The sequence below is a fragment of the Sphingomonas sp. genome, from assembly GCF_041661885.1.
Classification (GTDB): domain Bacteria; phylum Pseudomonadota; class Alphaproteobacteria; order Sphingomonadales; family Sphingomonadaceae; genus Sphingomonas.
Map to the genome: position 1 here is coordinate 38050 of NZ_JBAZTL010000002.1, position 17266 is coordinate 55315.

Below are 17266 nucleotides of genomic sequence, written 5' to 3' on the forward strand. Positions count from 1 at the left end.
ATCGCCACACCGTAGCGGGGTTTCGTCGCAGATCAAAGCATGGTGGCCCTGAACCGAAGGTGACTCAGCCGATCAGCGCGGTCATGTCGACCGCACGATCGCGTCGGCGCAGTTCAACCGTCACGCGCGGAGCGTCGCCGCGCGCGGCCTGGCCGATCGGTGCGCCCTGCCCAACCGCTTCGCCGATCCGCACGCTGACACTGCCGAGCCCCGCCACCAACGACGTCCAGCCGCCGCCATGATCGATGATGACGATCGCCCCATAATCGCGAAACGGCCCGGCAAAGGCGATGCGCCCGGCGGCGGGGGCGACGATTTGCGCACCCGCGAGCGGCGCGATCGTCAACCCGCGCGATCGCACGCCCGCGCCCGACACCTCGCCAAGGCCGGTTACGACCCTGCCCCGAACCGGCAGGCGATACGGCGGGGTCGCGTGCGACCAGTGCATTGGGTCGATCGGCGCGGCGACTTCGCCCGGTCGCGGCGGGCGCGGCAACGGCCCCGGGAGCGATTGCAGGCTCTCGCGGGTCGCCGCCTGATTGCCGATCGAATCCATCAGATCGACGATATCGCGCGCTTTTTCGCCAAGCGCGATGGCCCGGTCGGATTCGAACAACGCGTCGCGCCCGAGCGTACGCGAGCGCAGACGGTGCTCCGCCTCCAACCGGGTGAGCGCCAACCGTTGCGCCTCCAGCCGCGTACGACTTTCGGCCAGCGCCCGCGTCGCCAACGCGGCCTGTTCCTGAAGTGCGCGCGTCCGCGCAAGATCGGCGCGAACGTCGGCGGTGCGCGCTCGAATGACCGGCAATGTGCTCGACAACACCGCGCGGACATGAACGAGATCATCGACCGATCCAGGCTGAACCATACTGATGACCGCGGGACGCCGCGCGAGCGATTGCAGCGCCGCCATCAGGCGCGCGACCGGCGCTTGCTTCACGGCGAGCCGCGCGCGCTGATCGGCCAGCAACCGGTCAATGATCGCGATCCGCGCTTGCCCGGCGGCAATGTCAGCTTCGGCCTGTTGAATGCGCGCGGCGACGGCAGCTTCTTGCGCGCGCGCCTGCGCGGCCTGGTCGCGTTCGATCGCGGCGGCGCGTTCCAGCCCGACCGAACGCGCGGCGGCGGCGGCCGATTGCGCCTTGGCCTCGGCCAGTCGCTGGCGTTGGTCAGCGGTGTCCTGGGCGGGTGCCACCCCCGCACCAGCCAGCGCCGCCACCGCCGCAATCAGGAAAGACCGCCCCCGCATCCGCTTACCCCTCGCGGTGATAGGGGTGATTGGCAAGAATGCTGGTCGCGCGCCACAATTGTTCGGCGAGCATCGCGCGCGCCAGCAAATGCGGCCAGGTCGCGCGCCCGAAGCTGAGCAACAGGTTAGCCTGCGCGCGCTGTGCATCGTCAAAGCCGTCGGCGGCACCAATCAGGAAGCGCGCCTCGCGCACCCCGCCATCGCGCCATTTCTCCAGCATCGCCGCAAAATCACGCGAGGGTAGCACTTGCCCCGTTTCATCGAGCATCACCACGCGCGTGCCGGGCTCGACTGCCGGCATCTTGCCGCCGACATCGGGCAATTCGGTCATCTTATACGGCCAGGCCAGCCGCTTGACGTAGCGCTCGACCAGTTCGGCCTCGGGCCCGCGCCCGATCCGACCACGGGCGACGATGTGGAGCAGCATTGTTCACTCCGTTGCGAGACGCCTTAACCCACCTCTTCGCCGGGGAAGCAGGAAATGAAGCGGTCAATCCGCAATCGTCGGCACGACCGGCGGCGTCGGCGCATCGCCGAACGCCCACATCCGCTCCAGATTGTAGAAGGTGCGCACTTCAGGGCGGAACAGATGCACGATCACATCGCCAGCATCGAGCAACACCCAATCGGCGGTCGGCAGGCCTTCGATGCGGGTTGGGCGGCCAAGCTCGGCCTTGATCTTTTCGGCGAGCTTCTGCGCCATCGACGCGACCTGGCGAGTCGAACGCCCGCTGGCGATGACCATGTAATCCGCAATGCTCGATTTGCCGGCAAGCGGGATCGAGATGGTGTCGACCGCCTGATCGTCGTCGAGCGACGCGAGCACGAGCCGATGCAGCGCCTCGACCTCATCGGGTTCGGACGCGCGATAAACAGGAGAAGATGAGGCCAAGACGATTCCTATGCAGAAGGTGGGGACGGATCATCTGGCAGGAAATGCCGCTGCCAGGCGGGGTCGGCAGCACGAAGCTGCGTCGCGGAGTGCGGGTCGGGGCGGAAGCGCAACAGCACGAGTGCCGGCAATCTCCACTGCGTCCAGTTCTTCGCCTGGTGTGCGGGCCGACGTGCGCGCCGCAACCAGCCCATCGCGGGAGCCGCGAGAGCAGCATGTTCATACCCCGGACGCGCGATAACCGCAATCGGAACCTCACACGCGATCCGGCGCCACCCTTTCCACTGATGGAATTGGGCCAGATTGTCCGCGCCCATCAGCCAAATGAACTGCTTCTTGGGGTAGATCCGTCGCAATTTGGTGACGGTGTCGACGGTGTAGCGCGTGCCGAGATGCTGCTCGATTGCGCTCACCCGGATCGGCGCGTGGCGCGCCACCCGAGCGGCCGAGGCGAAGCGCGCGGCGAACGGGGCCATGTCGCTGCTCTTTTCCTTCAACGGGTTGCCGGGCGACACCAGCCACCACACTTCGTCAAGCGCGAGCGCCTCGAGTGCGGCGAGGCTGATCGCGCGGTGCCCCGCATGTGCCGGATTGAACGAACCGCCAAGGATGCCGATGCGCGTCCGTGTCGCCGTCTTCAACCGCGCACCTGCCCGGTGCCATAGCCGACCCATTTATACGTCGTCAGCCCTTCGAGCGCGACCGGGCCGCGCGCGTGCAGCCGCCCGGTAGCGATGCCGATTTCGGCACCAAGCCCAAATTCGCCACCATCGGCAAATTGCGTCGAGGCGTTCCACAATACGATTGCGCTGTCGACTTCGGCCAGGAAGCGCGTCGCCACGCTTTCGTCCTCCGCAACGATCGCGTCGGTGTGGTGCGAACTGTGCCGGGCGATGAAGCGCAACGCCCCCTCCAGCCCATCGACCAGCCCTGCCGAAGCAATCGCCTCGAGATACTCCGTGTCCCAATCGGTGTCGGTCGTCGGCACGAGACCCGGCACCAGCGCGCGCAAGCCTGGCCCCCCGCGCACTTCGCAGCCCGCATCGGCCAGCGCGGCGACCAGACCCGCCGGATCGGGATAAGCGCGATCGATCAACAAGGTTTCCATCGCGCCGCACACGCCGGTGCGCCGCATCTTGGCATCGACCACGATCGCGCGCGCCATCGCCGGATCGGCCGAGGCATCGACATAGATGTGGTTGATGCCATCGAGATGCGCGAGCACGGGCACGCGTGCTTCGGCCTGGACGCGCGCGACCAACCCCTTGCCGCCGCGCGGCACGATCAGATCGATCGCACCCGCGCCCGAAGACCCGTCCGCCGCGAGCATCGCTCCAACCGCCGCGCGGTCGGTGGTGAGAACGAGCTGGGCCGCGTCTGCGGGAATACCCTCCCCCACCAGCCCCGCCACCAAGGCGGCGTGGATCGCGCGGTTGCTTTCAATGGCTTCCGATCCGCCGCGCAGAATCACCGCATTGCCCGCCATCACGGCAAGCGCGGCGGCATCGGCGGTTACATTGGGGCGGCTTTCATAGATGATGCCGATCACCCCGATTGGCACGCGCACGCGGCGCAAACGCAAGCCGTTGGGGCGCTCGCTCTCATCGATGATCGCGCCGACCGGATCGGCAAGCCCCGCCACCGCCGCCACGCCATCGGCCATCGCCGCGACACGCCCCTCGTCGAGCTTGAGCCGGTCGAGCATCGCGTTCGACAGGCCGGCGTCGTCTGCTTTGGCCATGTCGCGGGCATTGGCGGCGAGGATCGTCGGCGCGGCCTCGCGCAGCGCCTGCGCCGCCGCGCGCAACGCCCGCGCCTTCGCCTCGGTCGGCAGCGTCGCCAGCGTGCGTGCCGCGGCACGGGCGCGGGTGGCCATGTCGGCGAGCAGAATCGTGGCATCGGTCATAACGCAGCCGGTATCACGAGCGGAGTGCCTCCCGCAAAAGCTATCGCATTCAGGAACGCCGCGCCCCGACGGATGGGGCGCGGCTGTTTCTCAATCGCGGCTCGCCTCAGGCCCCGGCAGGTGCCGAATTACCGAAGCCACCGCCACCTTGCGGCCGCCGCGTCTTGGGGATCGAGGTGCCAGCCCCGGGCACCGATGGTGATTTGGGGCCATCGTCGCGGCTGATGCTGCCCTCGGCGACAAGCTTCAGGATCTCATCGCCCGACAAGGTTTCATATTCGAGCAAAGCGCCCGCCAGCAGGTGAAGCTGGTCGATATGCTCGGTCAGCAAATGCTTGGCGCGGTCGAGCCCGCCCTGGACGATTGCCTTGATCTCATCGTCAATCAATTGCGCGGTCTGGTTGGACATGCGCACCGGCTGCGAGTTGGAATAGCCGAGGAACGATTCCCCTTCCGGCTGCGCATATTCGACCGGGCCAACCTTGTCGGACATGCCCCATTTGGTGACCATGTCGCGCGCCAGACCCGTGGCATATTGAATGTCCGACGACGCGCCCGAGGACACCTTGTCATAGCCGAAGATCACTTCCTCGGCGACGCGCCCGCCCATCGACACGGCGAGGTTGGCGTACATCTTGTCGCGGTGATAGCTGTACGAATCGCGCTCCGGCAGGCGCATCACCATGCCAAGCGCCCGACCACGCGGGATAATCGTCGCCTTGTGGATCGGGTCCGACGCGGCTTCGTGGATCGACACGATCGCATGGCCGGCCTCGTGATAGGCGGTCATGCGCTTTTCTTCGTCGGTCATCACCATCGAGCGCCGCTCGGCGCCCATCATGACCTTGTCCTTGGCCTCTTCGAACTCGCTCATCGCGACCAAGCGCTTGCCCTTGCGCGCGGCCAGCAAAGCGGCCTCGTTGACGAGATTGGCAAGATCGGCACCCGAAAAACCGGGCGTGCCGCGCGCGATGACACGCGCGTCGACATCGGGGGCCAACGGCACCTTCTTCATATGGACCTGGAGGATTTTCACGCGGCCTTCGATGTCGGGCCGGGGCACGACAACTTGGCGATCGAACCGACCCGGACGCAGCAAGGCCGGATCAAGCACGTCGGGCCGGTTGGTGGCGGCGATGATGATGATGCCTTCGTTCGCCTCGAACCCATCCATCTCGACCAGCAACTGGTTGAGCGTCTGCTCGCGCTCGTCATTACCATTGCCGAGGCCCGCACCACGGTGACGGCCGACCGCATCGATTTCGTCGATGAAGACAATGCACGGTGCCGACTTTTTGGCTTGTTCAAACATGTCGCGCACGCGGCTCGCGCCGACACCGACGAACATCTCGACGAAATCAGACCCAGAAATGGTGAAGAACGGCACGCCCGCCTCACCCGCAATGGCGCGGGCGAGCAGCGTCTTACCGGTGCCGGGCGAACCGACCAGCAACGCGCCCTTGGGAATCTTGCCGCCGAGACGCGCGAACTTGGTCGGGTCCTTCAGGAACTCGACGATTTCCTGCAGTTCCTCGCGCGCTTCGTCGATGCCGGCAACATCATCGAAGGTCACGCGGCCTTCCTTCTGCGTCAGCATCTTGGCGCGGCTTTTGCCGAAGCCCATTGCGCCCGATCCGGTGCTCTTCTGCATCTGGCGCATCACGAAATAGCCAAGCCCCAGGAACAGGAAGAAGGGCAGCGAATTGACCAGCAGGATCTGCCAGATCGGCGCGCCTTCTTCGGGCTTGGCGCTGATGATTACGCCCTTTCCACGCAAGCGATCAGTCAGGCGCGGGTCCTGCGGTGCGTAGGTACGGAATTTGGTGGTGTCGTTATACGTGCCCGTGACGACCTCGCCCGCGATGTTGACGTCGTGGACCGCGCCGCTCTCGACCTTGTCGAGGAACGCCGAATAGGGGATCTGCGCCGCCGCCGGGCCAGGCTCACGATTGCCGATCAGCGTGACGAACAATGCCAGCGCGACCAGAATGCCAACCCAGATGAGCAGTGACTTCATCCACGGGTTTGGCCCGCCAATGTCGGAGCCGGGCTGCTTGTCGTTGTCGTTCATGCGGAAACGTACCTTTCTCGATCTCTCAAGATAGGCGCGCGAGGATTAATGGCAATGGAATGTGCCAAGCAAATTCGTCGATCAGAGTGCGCGACGCGGCGGTTGCGGGGCGAAACGCCACACTTTTCCGCGCACCGACACCATGATTCCGGCCTGAGTCGCGGCCTTGCCCGCCGCGAGCGCGTCGAGCAGCGGTTCGATGTTGGTCGAGTCGTCAAAGACCGGACGGGTGATGCCATTGACCGCGCGGACCGAGCGGATCGCGGAACGGCACATCCGCCGCTTCAGCTCGCGCGGCAGATCGGCCAGGTCGAGCCAGCTTTGCAGATCAGGCGCCCCAACCTCCTCGGGCACAACCTTTCGCGTCGTCCACAGCCACGCCTCGATCTCCTGCAGCGTCGCATCGGCTTCGGCGACATAACCAGCCGACCGTGCGATCTGCGCGGGATCAAGCCACGGCGTATCGCGGAGCAGCGCGCGAAACCGCGTGCGGTCATAATGCGGATCGGCATTGCTGGGGTCATCGACGAAGGGCAGCGCCGCCGCGATTGCCAAGGCGCGCAATTCCGTCACGCGCCAGCCGAGCAACGGGCGAACGAGGTCAACCCCTTCGCGGCGCTGTCGGACACGGATGCCCGCCAGCCCGGCCACACCCGAGCCCCGCGCAGCGCGCATCAGGAAGGTTTCGGCCTGATCGTCGGCATGATGTGCGGTCGCAAGGCAGGTCGCGCCCACCTCCACCGCCCAGCGCACCAACAGATCATAGCGCAGCGCCCGCGCGCGCGCCTGCACCGACGCAGCGCCGATCGGCTCTGCCACTACCAGCGTGCTATGGGGCACCCCGGCCGTTGCGCACCAATCGGCGACCATCTGCGCCTCGGCGGCGGCGGCGGCGCGCAAGCGGTGATCGACCGTGGCGGCGCGGACTTGCCCCGGAAAGGCAGCAGCGGCGAGCGCGAGCATCGCCATGCTGTCGGGCCCGCCCGACACTGCCAGCGCGATCGGTGCATCGGGCGGGACGATCCCGCCCAGCACATGCGCCAGATCACCGCCGAAACGCTCGACCGCGGCACGGTCGAGCGCGCTCATTTCACGAACAATTCGCGGCTGCGCGCCCCTTGGCGACGCCTGCCTTCATCTTGGGGTCGGCCTCAACCTTGGCCCCATAGGTCCGCGTCAGCTCGGTATAGACCTTGCACACCTGCGCGGCGGGTTTGTCGAGCTTCACCAGCGCCTGAGCGAGGTAATAAAGGCTTTCGGGCGCGCGATCCCCGTCGGGCCATTTCTTGTAATTGTCGTAGAAGGCGAGGCTGGCGAGCGACGGCTTGCCATCGTCCAGATACGACCGACCCAGCAAATTCTGGGCATAGCTCGCGCGCTTGTGCGTCGGGAATTTGGTGGTGACGATCGTGAATTGCGCCTCGGCCTCAGGGTAGAGTTTGGCCGCCCACAGCCGGTAGCCAAAGAGATAGGTGTCCTCGGCGGCGTCCCCCGTTTCGGGCCGATCGATCGCGGCGAGCTTCGCGCCCCGTTCGGGATCCTTGGCGGCAACGGTGCGCACCACCGGCGGCGGTGTCACCCCGCCCTTGGCCACAACCGGCTTGGCCGCCGCCGGCTTGTCGGCGGGCCGATCCGCAACGGGGCGCGTTGGAGCCGGGCGATCGATGGCACCGGGTGCCTCAATCGGTGCTGGTGCAGCCGCGGCCGCCGCAGCAGCAGCCGCTGCCGCTGCCGCGGCATTAGCTTCGAGCGTCTTGATCCGCCCTTCCAGCAATTGCAGGCGATGCTGGTTGGTTTCGATCTGCGCGGTCATTCCGCTCAATTGTGTTTCCAGCGAATCAACCCGTGCCGTGAGATTGACGACCGGGCTGCTCGGCGAACCCGACAGGATCGTCTCGGGATTGGCAGGCTGGTTGTCGGGCTGGACATATTGCCCGCCGCCGCCCGGGAAAACCTTGCGCTGCACCGCGCGCATCTCACCCTCTAACCGGTCGACCCGACCCTCGATCGCGGCACCTGCGCTACGTTGGGCATTGGCGGACTGCGGCGCCGATACGGCTCCAGCCACAAGCATTGCAGAAATCAGATACGAACGCATGGAACACCCCCCGGTGCAAACAAAATCGATGGTATTGTGAACAGTGCCGTCGTGCCCGTCATGGTGTCGGGGTCGCGCCAGCCGCGGGAACGTTTGGCTCGGGCGCAATCGGTGCCGGAGCCGCGATATTCAACGGCGCCGCCGAGCTGCTCCCCGCGCGGTCACGGTGACTGAGCGCCGCCGCGCGCGGTGGCGTAACCGATGCGGCACGGGCGGGCACGGCAGCGGGAGTCTGCCCCGGCTGTGGCGCAGCGCGTGCCCCCAAAGTCGCGGCATCGACCGGCACGTCCTTGATCGCCACCTTTCCATCGCCGAGCGGCGCGACGGGCGTTCCGCCAACCGTCACCTGCAATTTATCGGGTCGCCCGACATTGATCATCGGGCCGACCGCATCGCCGGGCACGGCGTAAGTATCGCCCGCCTTCAGCGTGCCGATGAACAGCGTCTTGCCTGCTTTGTCATACACTTTCAGCCACACTTCGTCGGTCGCCGTCAGCACCACCGCACCGGTCGGCATGGCGGGCGCCGACGTCGCGACCGGAGCCGCGACCAACGGGGCGGTCGCTTCGGGCGCGGGAACGACGGGTACGCTTTCCTCACCACGGAAGAGCGTGGTGCCATAGAATATTCCGACCGCGATCAACAGCAGCACCGCGACGATCAACGTACCGACAGCAAGGCCCCGCGTCGGCACGCGCGACGGCTCGTCGATCTCATACGCCTCATATTCGGTCCGCCGCACCGCATTTGGTTGATCGCTTGCACCCCGCACTTCGCGCGCGATTCCCACTTCATCAAGGCCAACCGCGCGCGCATAGGCCTTGGCGAAACCGACCGAATACGTGATCGATGGCAACGCCGCGTAATTGCCGAGTTCGATCGCCTCAAGCTGGCGCACCGGCACGCGCGTCCGCGCTGCAATCTCCGCCAGCGACAGGCCTAGTGTCTCGCGCGCCTCACGCAGTTTTTCCCCGGCGGTCTTGGGGAACAGCGTCGCCTCTTCGGACGGTAACGGATCGGTCATGCGTCTCTCCGGCAGGATCGGTGCGGCCCAATCTGTCTCCTGCCCTGCGTTCGTGTCTCACAAAGGGGGGCGGACAAGTCAACGGCCCGTCGCGTCCTCCGCCCCCCGATCACGCCAGTTCAACGCCGTTTTCGGTCGCCCAGGCCAAAAGCGCACCACGCATGTCGCGCGGCGGTGCTTTCAACAGCTCGGTCATATGCCGCATCAACCCGGCGCGATCGAGCGAGCGCACCATCGCCTTGATCGGGCCGACCGCCGCCGGAGTGATCGACAGCCGGTCGATGCCGAGCCCGATCAACGCCATCGCCTCAAGCGGACGCCCGCCCATTTCACCACAAACCGTCAACTGTACCCCCGCCGCGCGGCTCGGTTCGACCAGTTTGAGCAGGAAGCGCAGGATCGCCGCGCTCAGCCAGTCATAGCGTTCGGCAAGCTTGGGATTGGCGCGATCGGCGGCAAACAGAAATTGGGTCAGATCGTTGGTGCCAACCGATAGGAAGGAGATGTTGGGCAGCAGCAAGTCGAGCTGTTCGGCCAGCGCCGGCACTTCGAGCATCGCGCCATAGCGGATGTCGGTCGGCAGCTTCTTGCCACGCGTGCGGAGCCAGTCGCGCTGCGCCTCGAACAGTGCGCGCGCTTCGTCAAATTCCCACGGCTCGCTCACCATCGGAAACATTACGTTGAGCGTGCGCCCCGCCGCCGCCTCCAGCAGCGCGCGCGCCTGCACCTTCATCAACCCGCCGCGCTCCAGCGCCAGGCGCAGCGCGCGCCAGCCCATCGCCGGATTTTCCTCGTCGGCATCTTCCTTGTTGAGATAGGGCAGCGCCTTGTCGCCACCGATATCGACCGTGCGGAACACCACCGGGCGATCGCCCGCCGCATCGAGCACGTCACGGTACAGCCGCTGCTGGCGCTCGCGCGAGGGCAAGGTGGCCGAGACGAGGAACTGGAATTCGGTACGAAACAGCCCGATGCCGTCGGCCCCCGTCACATCAAGCGCGGACACATCGTCGCGCAGCCCCGCATTGACCAACACCGCCAGCCGGTGCCCGTCCCTGGTAACGGGTGCCTCGCTCTTGAGCGCGGCGAACACCGCGCGACGCTTTTGCCGCAATTCGAGCGCGGCTTCGAACGCCCCTTCCATCGCCGCCGATGGCCGCGCAAAGACATTGCCCGCAGTGACATCGAGCAAGAGCAGATCGCCCTCGCCGACCAAGCGCCGCACGTCGCGCACGCGGCCAAGCACCGGCACCCCCATCGCCCGCGCGACGATGGTGACGTGCGCGGTGAGCGACCCTTCTTCGAGCAGCACGCCTTTCAGCCGCCGCCTATCATATTCGAGCAATTCGGCTGGCCCCAAATTGCGCGCGATCAGGATGGTGTCCTGCCGCAAGCCCATTTGCGCGGCGGTGCCCATCTGGCCCGAGACGATTCGCAACAGCCGGTTGGACAAATCCTCAAGATCGTGCATCCGATCGGCCAGCAAGGGATCGTCGATCTGGCGCATCCGCATCCGTGTGCGTTGCTGCACGCGCTCGATCGCGGCTTCCGCCGTCAGCCCGGAATCGATCGCTTCGTTGATGCGCCGCGCCCAGCCTTCGTCATAGGCGAACATTTTGTAGGTCTCGAGCACCTCTTCATGCTCGCCGCCCACGCCGAATTCGGCTTGCGCGGCGATCCGCTCGATCTGCTCGCGCATCTTGTCGAACGCGGCATAGACGCGGTGGCGCTCGGCCTCGGTATCCTCGGCGACGATATGTTCGACATGGACGCGCGGCTGGTGAAACACGGCATAACCGCTCGCCATGCCATCGACGAGCTTCAGGCCGGCAATGCGCATCGGCGCGGTCGATTGCGGGCGCATCGTCGCGGCCCCGCTGGCATCGACCAGTTCGGCATTGGTGATGAGTTCGCTCAGCACCATCGCCACGGTTTGCAAGGCCTCGATCTCGACCTCGTCATATTTGCGCGGATCGACATGCTGGACCGACAGCACGCCCACCGCGCGTTCCCGCCGGATGATCGGCACACCGGCAAAGCTGCGGAAGCGCTCCTCGCCGGTTTCGGGGTTGTGGACGAAATCGGGGTGGCTCGCCGCCTCGTCCAAATTCAGCGTTTCGACATTTTGCGCGATCGTGCCGACCAACCCCTCGCCGAGCGCGAGCTTGGTGACGTGCACCGCCTCCTGCGCCAGGCCGCGCGTGGCGTAAAGTTCGAGCACACCCTCGCGCAGCAGGTAGATCGAGCACACCTCGCTCGCCATCGCTTCGCCGACAATGTTGACCACGGCGTTGAGCTTCGCCTGCGCGGGCGTGCGCGAGGCCATCACGTCATGCAGACGACGGAGGATTTCGCGAGCGGAGGCAGCAGCGGTCATGCGACGGGGCTAACAGATTGGTGCGGGGCTTGGCTATCGTGCGACGCACAAGTTTTGTTTGGGTGTGCTTTCTTATTCCCTTCCTGCTTGCGGGAGGGGTTGGGAAGGACCGCAGCGGTTTCGCACTGCCCTCCCCCAGCCCAGTTCGAGGTGAACGATGCCCCGCATCGTTCAGGTCATGCCGGGGGCATGACCGACCTCGAACTCGCGTGCGGGAGGGGAGTGCTAAACATCGAACAAACTCTCCTGCGCGCCTTCGGGCGGGGTGAGGCCGAGATGCTTCCACCCCCCCGCATTGAGGCAGCGCCCACGCGCCGTCCGCGCCACCAGCCCAAGCTGGATCAGATACGGCTCGATCACTTCCTCGATTGTGTCGCGCGGTTCGCTCAAGCCCGCCGCAAGCGTCTCGACGCCGACCGGACCACCGCGATAAATGTCGGCGATCATCATCAGATAGCGTCGGTCCATCGCGTCGAGCCCGAGCCGGTCCACTTCGAGCCGGTTGAGCGCGGCGTCGGCGGCGCGGGCATCGACCACATCGTGCCCCGCCGCATGGGCAAAGTCGCGCACGCGCCGCAGCAGCCGCCCGGCGATGCGCGGCGTTCCCCGCGAACGGCGCGCCACCTCGGTCGCGCCATCGGACGAAATGGCGAGGCCGAGCAGCCCCGCCGCACGCGTGACCACGCTGGTCAATTCCTCGACCGTGTAGAAAGACAGTCGCACCGGAATACCGAAACGATCGCGCAAGGGGGTGGTCAGCAAGCCCTGCCGCGTGGTCGCGCCAATCAGCGTGAAGCGCGGCAAATCGATCCGCACGCTGCGCGCGCTTGGCCCCTCACCGATCATCAAATCGAGTGCGCGGTCCTCCATAGCCGGGTAGAGCACTTCCTCGACCGCCGGTTGCAGCCGGTGGATCTCGTCGATGAACAGCACGTCGCCATCTTCGAGATTGGTGAGCAGGGCGGCGAGATCGCCCGATTTGGCGATTACCGGGCCCGAGGTGGCGCGGAATCCAACGCCCATTTCGCGGGCGACAATCTGCGCCAGCGTGGTCTTGCCAAGGCCGGGGGGCCCGAAGAACAGCACATGATCGAGCGCATCGCCGCGCGCGCGGGCGGCGGCGATGAAGATGCGGAGGTTTTCTCGCGCCGCCTTCTGCCCGACGAAATCGTCGAGCGATTTCGGGCGAAGTGCCGCGTCGACGTCCTCGGCGGTGCGGGCGGGGGTGAGGAGGGGGTTATCGGTCATGGGCGAGCGCCGATGCACGTCACCCCATGCCATGCACCCCCAGCGTCGAGACAACGATCAACATTAAGGTAGTCGCTCATGAAATAACGGGTGCCGACGACGAGCAGGCCAACGCACAGCGAGATTAAGAGGCCAATTTTCATGTGTTTATTTCGAGTCACGACGTCACTGGTCCTCCCGCAACGCTCGTGCCACGTCGCGCGCTTGATGAATGATCCGGTCGATGATGACCGTGTCGCCCTCCACCCGATACAGGATGCGGTGCGGACGATATGACAAGGACCGCACCCCTTGCCCGAGTTCCACCCGCTCCTGACCCGCAAATGGCTGCTCGCGCAGAAGACGAAACAGGCGTCGGAAACCTTCAACATATGCCGCAGAAGCGGCGAGTCCGTGGTCACGAACCCCGACTTCACCGATCCGATCAAGGTCGCGACGCGCCCCCGCGCTGACGCGAAGCCTAACCATGCCGCCGATGAAGGTCCGCGATGATCTCGTCCAAAATGTCTTCAGGCTCAGCGTCCACTATCCCTGAATCGATCCCTTCCTGGATCAAAGCCTGGACCCGGCGAACGTCCGCGGCGTGTTCGTCCTGGTCGCGCCGGATCAAATCACGAAGAAACGCAGCGGAATCGGAAAACCCCTCGGCAGCGACGCGCGCATCGACATAGGCTTGAAGCTCGGTCGGCAGCGACAGGTTCAACGGGTCCATGTTCTCGTTATAGTCCATCACGCCGACAGCGTCCAGCGAGGTCACTTCGCCGCCTTGCGCAGGGCCAGCCGCACCAGCGCATCGAGCGTGGCACCGCCGCCCAATTCCTCCTCCGCCGCCGCTACGGCACCGCTGGCTTCGGCGGGGCGGAAGCCGAGGTTGAGCAGCGCCGACACCGCATCCGCGCCCGCACCGACCGGGGCGACCGTCACCCCCGCGCTGCCGATGGCGACGCCGCCGATCTTGTCCTTCAATTCGCGCACGATGCGTTCGGCGAGTTTTGGCCCCACGCCATTGGCGCGGGCGACCATCGCCTTGTCCTGCGCGGCGATCGCGCGCGACAGATCAGCGGGGTCGAGCGCCGACAGGATCGCCAGCGCGACGCGTGCGCCCACGCCCTGCACACCGGTCAACAAGCGGAACCAGTCACGCTCCGACGCGGTCGCGAAGCCGACCAGGCGGATAAAATCCTCGGCGACCAGCATCTCGGTATGCAGCATCACCGCCTCACCGACCGGGCCAATCGCGCTCAGCGTGCGCGACGAGCAGCCGACGAGATAGCCGACGCCGCCGACATCGACGACGGCATGATCGAGCCCGGTCGCATCCAGGCGGCCTTTGAGATGCGCGATCATCGCGACGGCGCGTTCATGGCCTGGGCGGTGCCAAAGCCGACGCGGAAGTCCACAAAGTCCACACTACGTCCCCCTCTTTTGCTCCCCCGCACGTTTTTACAGGGCGCGCGGCGGACGGCGACCGGGCCAGTGCGGAGCGGGAGGCGAAAGGAACGAGCACGCCCGGTACGTAACCGGAACAGGACGGGGTAGGAAAGCGAAATCGGGGGAAGCGCAATCAGGGGATGCGCCGCGCGCTCGCCAGATGGTGCGCATGGCAGATCGCCACCGCCAGCGCGTCCGCCGCATCGGGCCCGTCGATCTTCACGCCGGGCAGCAAGCGGCCGACCATCGCATGGACCTGCACCTTTTCAGCCCCCCCGACGCCGACTACCGCTTTCTTGATGAGCCGCGTGGCATATTCGCCGACCTCCAGCCCGGCGCGCGCACCCGCGCACAACACCACGCCGCGCGCCTGGCCGAGCTTCAGCGTCGATTGCGGGTTGGCGTTGACGAACACTTCCTCGACCGCGCACGCATCGGGCGCGTGATCGATCAGCAATGCGCTCAGCATCGCGTCGAGATGCGCGAGGCGGCGCGGGAGCGGGGCGGCGGTGTCGGTCTTGAGCTTGCCATTGGCGACATGGCTCAGCCGGTTGCCCTCGGCGCGGATCAAACCCCAGCCGGTAATGCCGAGACCTGGGTCGAGACCCAGGATCAGCATTGTTTTGGGCCTGCGCGAAGGCGCGAAGGCGCGAAACAAGGTTTGGTCCGCGCGGAGGCGTGGAGGCGCGGAGAAGAAAGGGGAGAAGCGGCGCTTGCGACGCGCGCGCCGTCACCCCGGGCTTGTCCCGGGGTCCACTGATTGCCGAGACCATCGGCCACAGGATAAGCGGCACGGTGGATGCCGGGGCGAGCCCGGCATGACGTAAGGAGAGGGCGTTTCAGCACGGGCAAGCCATGCCCTCCCCTGGCCCCTCCCGCAAGCGGGAGGGGAAAGACGGTCATCCGAGCTTTTCCATAATCGCGTCGGACACTTCGTAATTGCCCCACACGGTCTGCACATCGTCATCGTCGTCGAGCGCGTCGATCAGCTTGAACAGCGTCTCGGCATCTTCCTCGCCGACTTCCACCATCGTCTGCGGACGCCAGGCGAGCTTGGCACCCTCGGGTTCGCCGAGCACCGGGGTAAGCGCTGTAACGACTTCGTGAAGCTGGTCGCTCGCGGTCCAGATCTCGTGGCCGTCCTCGCTCGACGCCACGTCCTCCGCCCCGGCTTCGAGCGCGGCCTCGAACACGGTTTCGGAATCGCCAGCACTTGCCGGATAGTTGATCAGCCCCATCCGGTCGAATGCGTGGCTGACCGAGCCCGACGCCCCCATGTTGCCGCCGTTGCGCGTCATCCCGATGCGCACGTTGGTGGCGGTGCGGTTGCGGTTGTCGGTCAGCGCCTCGATAATGAGCGAAACGCCGCCGGGGCCGAAGCCTTCATAGCGGATTTCCTCATAATTCTCGGTATCGCCCTTCGATGCCTTGTCGACCGCGCGCTGAATATTGTCCTTGGGCATCGACTGCGCCTTGGCGGCGTTGATCGCCATGCGCAGGCGCGGGTTCATGTCCGGATCGGGCAGGCCCATCTTGGCCGCCACGGTGATTTCGCGGCTGAGCTTGGAAAACATGCCCGAGCGCTTCTTATCCTGCGCGCCCTTGCGGTACATGATGTTCTTATATTTGGAATGGCCTGCCATTATGTCCTCGATCGCGAATGTCGCGCCATACTCGGTCGTCGTTCGGTTCGGCAACCCTTGCCATCCGCAACGGTTTGTAACGGGACGATCATATGTCGAAAGAAAAAGAGCGCAATCGCACCATACACCTCATCAGGATCTTGATTGGGGACGTCATTGCGGCACGCGAGCGCCTCAACCTTGCCGACACACAGACCGCCCGCCGAGACGTAGTCCGCGCAAGCCTGGCCGCCATCGAAGGTGAGATATGGCTCGCACGCGAACACGTCCGGGAAGCCCTGCGAGATTTTGACGAGCTATCACCCTTGGCAGATTTCGCGTTAAGCGAGCAGACCTATGTTGTTACTGAGAACGGCAAGCTCCTTGCACAAGCGCGAAGCGTGCCATTACCAACCGCCGTCCGGTTAATCGTTGTCCAAACTCAAATTATCTGCCCGGAACTCGCCGTAGATTTCACTGGCACAGGATGGTCCAATTTTCGGCGCGCCGTTTCGATCCGCAACCGCATCACGCACCCACGCCCCGAAAACGACTTGGACGTCAGCGATGAGGAGTTGCACGCCGTCGCCTCGGGCCTTTCTTGGCTCGCGGCCACCGTCGAATATATCATGACGAATACCAATCTGGCTCTGGTCGAAACAAAAGCCTTTATCGACCAACTTCTCGCAGGCGACCCGGATGCTATTGAGGCATATCAAGCCGCGCTGGAGCAGAAGCAATAGTCCTATTTCATGCCAAGGGCGGCCAGGTAGGTTTCCATCATCATCTCCGCCTCTTCGCGATGATGCTTCTCCATCTTTCGCAGGCGAATAATGGCTCGCATGGTCTTGACGTCGAAGCCGGTTGATTTGGCTTCGCCGTACACGTCCTTGATGTCGTCGGCGATGCCCTTCTTTTCCTCTTCGAGGCGTTCGATCCGTTCGATCAGAAGGCGCAATTGGTCGGCGGCGATGATGTCGCTCACGGTAATGTTCCCCGCATATGAATCAGTGAAAGGCGGGCGCTTTAGGACAGCGAAAGGCCGCCGTCACGCATTCTTCGCGACGCTTTGGCGCATCCGCTCAAGCTGCTCGGGCGTCGCCTCGCCCTGATGCTCGGCTTTCCACTGCGCATAGGGCATCCCATAAATCACCTCGCGCGCGGCATCCCTGGTCAGCGTGCCGTCGGCTTCCTCGATCCAGTCCGACAGGCAATTGCGGCAGAAGCCGGCCAGCCCCATCAAATCAATGTTTTGCGCGTCGTCGCGGTGGCGCAGGTGCCGCACCAGCCGCCGGAACGCCGCCGCCGCCACAGCATCGTCGAGAGTCTCCAAATCGGTCATTATCGT

Annotated in this window: 19 protein-coding genes; 1 reads left to right on the forward strand and 18 read right to left on the reverse strand. The window is 65.4% G+C overall.

Annotation, left to right across the window (positions count from 1 at the left end):
* Nucleotides 1-64: 64 nt before the first annotated feature.
* The 16 genes from WC704_RS04310 to WC704_RS04385 all read right to left on the reverse strand — a co-directional run bounded on the left by WC704_RS04310 (nt 65) and on the right by WC704_RS04385 (nt 15939).
* Nucleotides 65-1249 carry a murein hydrolase activator EnvC gene (locus tag WC704_RS04310; protein ID WP_372888763.1) on the reverse strand — a complete coding sequence of 395 codons (1185 nt, stop codon included), beginning with the start codon at nt 1247-1249 and terminating at the stop codon, nt 65-67.
* A 4-nt stretch (nt 1250-1253) separates the two neighbouring features.
* A complete protein-coding gene (locus tag WC704_RS04315; RefSeq protein WP_372888764.1) occupies nt 1254-1676 on the reverse strand; it encodes a 23S rRNA (pseudouridine(1915)-N(3))-methyltransferase RlmH in 423 nt (140 codons plus the stop codon).
* 63 nt (nt 1677-1739) lie between these two features.
* Complete coding sequence (gene rsfS, locus WC704_RS04320) at nt 1740-2141, reverse strand: ribosome silencing factor (protein WP_372888765.1); 402 nt, start codon at nt 2139-2141, stop codon at nt 1740-1742.
* Nucleotides 2142-2149: 8 nt separating this feature from the next.
* Nucleotides 2150-2815 carry a nicotinate-nucleotide adenylyltransferase gene (locus WC704_RS04325; protein ID WP_372888766.1) on the reverse strand — a complete coding sequence of 222 codons (666 nt, stop codon included), beginning with the start codon at nt 2813-2815 and terminating at the stop codon, nt 2150-2152.
* Nucleotides 2779-4047 (reverse strand): glutamate-5-semialdehyde dehydrogenase, encoded by a 1269-nt coding sequence (locus WC704_RS04330; protein ID WP_372888767.1) that lies wholly within the window; start codon nt 4045-4047, stop codon nt 2779-2781. Before WC704_RS04330 ends, WC704_RS04325 begins: the two co-directional genes overlap by 37 nt.
* Nucleotides 4048-4153: 106 nt before the next feature.
* A complete protein-coding gene (gene ftsH / locus WC704_RS04335; protein ID WP_372888768.1) occupies nt 4154-6118 on the reverse strand; it encodes an ATP-dependent zinc metalloprotease FtsH in 1965 nt (654 codons plus the stop codon).
* Between the two features lie 81 nt (nt 6119-6199).
* Complete coding sequence (gene tilS / locus WC704_RS04340) at nt 6200-7207, reverse strand: tRNA lysidine(34) synthetase TilS (protein WP_372888769.1); 1008 nt, start codon at nt 7205-7207, stop codon at nt 6200-6202.
* 1 nt (nt 7208) lies between these two features.
* Nucleotides 7209-8216, reverse strand: a complete 1008-nt coding sequence (locus WC704_RS04345) for a tol-pal system YbgF family protein (protein WP_372888770.1) — start codon at nt 8214-8216, stop codon at nt 7209-7211.
* 58 nt (nt 8217-8274) lie between these two features.
* Complete coding sequence (locus WC704_RS04350) at nt 8275-9240, reverse strand: RodZ domain-containing protein (protein ID WP_372888771.1); 966 nt, start codon at nt 9238-9240, stop codon at nt 8275-8277.
* Nucleotides 9241-9349: 109 nt separating this feature from the next.
* The gene (gene ptsP / locus WC704_RS04355; protein ID WP_372888772.1) at nt 9350-11617 is read right to left on the reverse strand and encodes a phosphoenolpyruvate--protein phosphotransferase; all 2268 of its coding nucleotides are present in this window, start codon (nt 11615-11617) and stop codon (nt 9350-9352) included.
* A 225-nt stretch (nt 11618-11842) separates the two neighbouring features.
* A complete protein-coding gene (gene ruvB / locus WC704_RS04360) occupies nt 11843-12865 on the reverse strand; it encodes a Holliday junction branch migration DNA helicase RuvB (RefSeq protein ID WP_372888773.1) in 1023 nt (340 codons plus the stop codon).
* Between the two features lie 165 nt (nt 12866-13030).
* Nucleotides 13031-13333, reverse strand: a complete 303-nt coding sequence (locus WC704_RS04365) for a type II toxin-antitoxin system RelE/ParE family toxin (protein WP_372888774.1) — start codon at nt 13331-13333, stop codon at nt 13031-13033.
* Nucleotides 13326-13622: a type II toxin-antitoxin system ParD family antitoxin gene (locus WC704_RS04370; RefSeq protein WP_372888775.1), complete on the reverse strand. Its 297-nt coding sequence runs from the start codon at nt 13620-13622 to the stop codon at nt 13326-13328. Before WC704_RS04370 ends, WC704_RS04365 begins: the two co-directional genes overlap by 8 nt.
* Complete coding sequence (ruvA, locus tag WC704_RS04375) at nt 13619-14212, reverse strand: Holliday junction branch migration protein RuvA (RefSeq protein WP_372888776.1); 594 nt, start codon at nt 14210-14212, stop codon at nt 13619-13621. Before ruvA ends, WC704_RS04370 begins: the two co-directional genes overlap by 4 nt.
* A 217-nt stretch (nt 14213-14429) precedes the next feature.
* A complete protein-coding gene (gene ruvC, locus WC704_RS04380; RefSeq protein ID WP_372888777.1) occupies nt 14430-14915 on the reverse strand; it encodes a crossover junction endodeoxyribonuclease RuvC in 486 nt (161 codons plus the stop codon).
* A gap of 280 nt (nt 14916-15195) precedes the next feature.
* Nucleotides 15196-15939: a YebC/PmpR family DNA-binding transcriptional regulator gene (locus WC704_RS04385; protein WP_372888778.1), complete on the reverse strand. Its 744-nt coding sequence runs from the start codon at nt 15937-15939 to the stop codon at nt 15196-15198.
* A gap of 92 nt (nt 15940-16031) precedes the next feature.
* Here WC704_RS04385 and WC704_RS04390 point away from each other — a divergent pair, with 92 nt between their 5' ends.
* Nucleotides 16032-16661, forward strand: coding sequence for a hypothetical protein (locus WC704_RS04390; RefSeq protein ID WP_372888779.1), 630 nt, complete (start codon nt 16032-16034; stop codon nt 16659-16661).
* A gap of 2 nt (nt 16662-16663) precedes the next feature.
* Here the strand turns inward: WC704_RS04390 and WC704_RS04395 are convergent, their stop codons facing one another.
* Nucleotides 16664-16903, reverse strand: a complete 240-nt coding sequence (locus tag WC704_RS04395) for a DUF2312 domain-containing protein (RefSeq protein WP_372888780.1) — start codon at nt 16901-16903, stop codon at nt 16664-16666.
* A gap of 63 nt (nt 16904-16966) precedes the next feature.
* Nucleotides 16967-17260: a DUF1244 domain-containing protein gene (locus tag WC704_RS04400; protein WP_372888781.1), complete on the reverse strand. Its 294-nt coding sequence runs from the start codon at nt 17258-17260 to the stop codon at nt 16967-16969.
* Nucleotides 17261-17266: the final 6 nt, after the last annotated feature.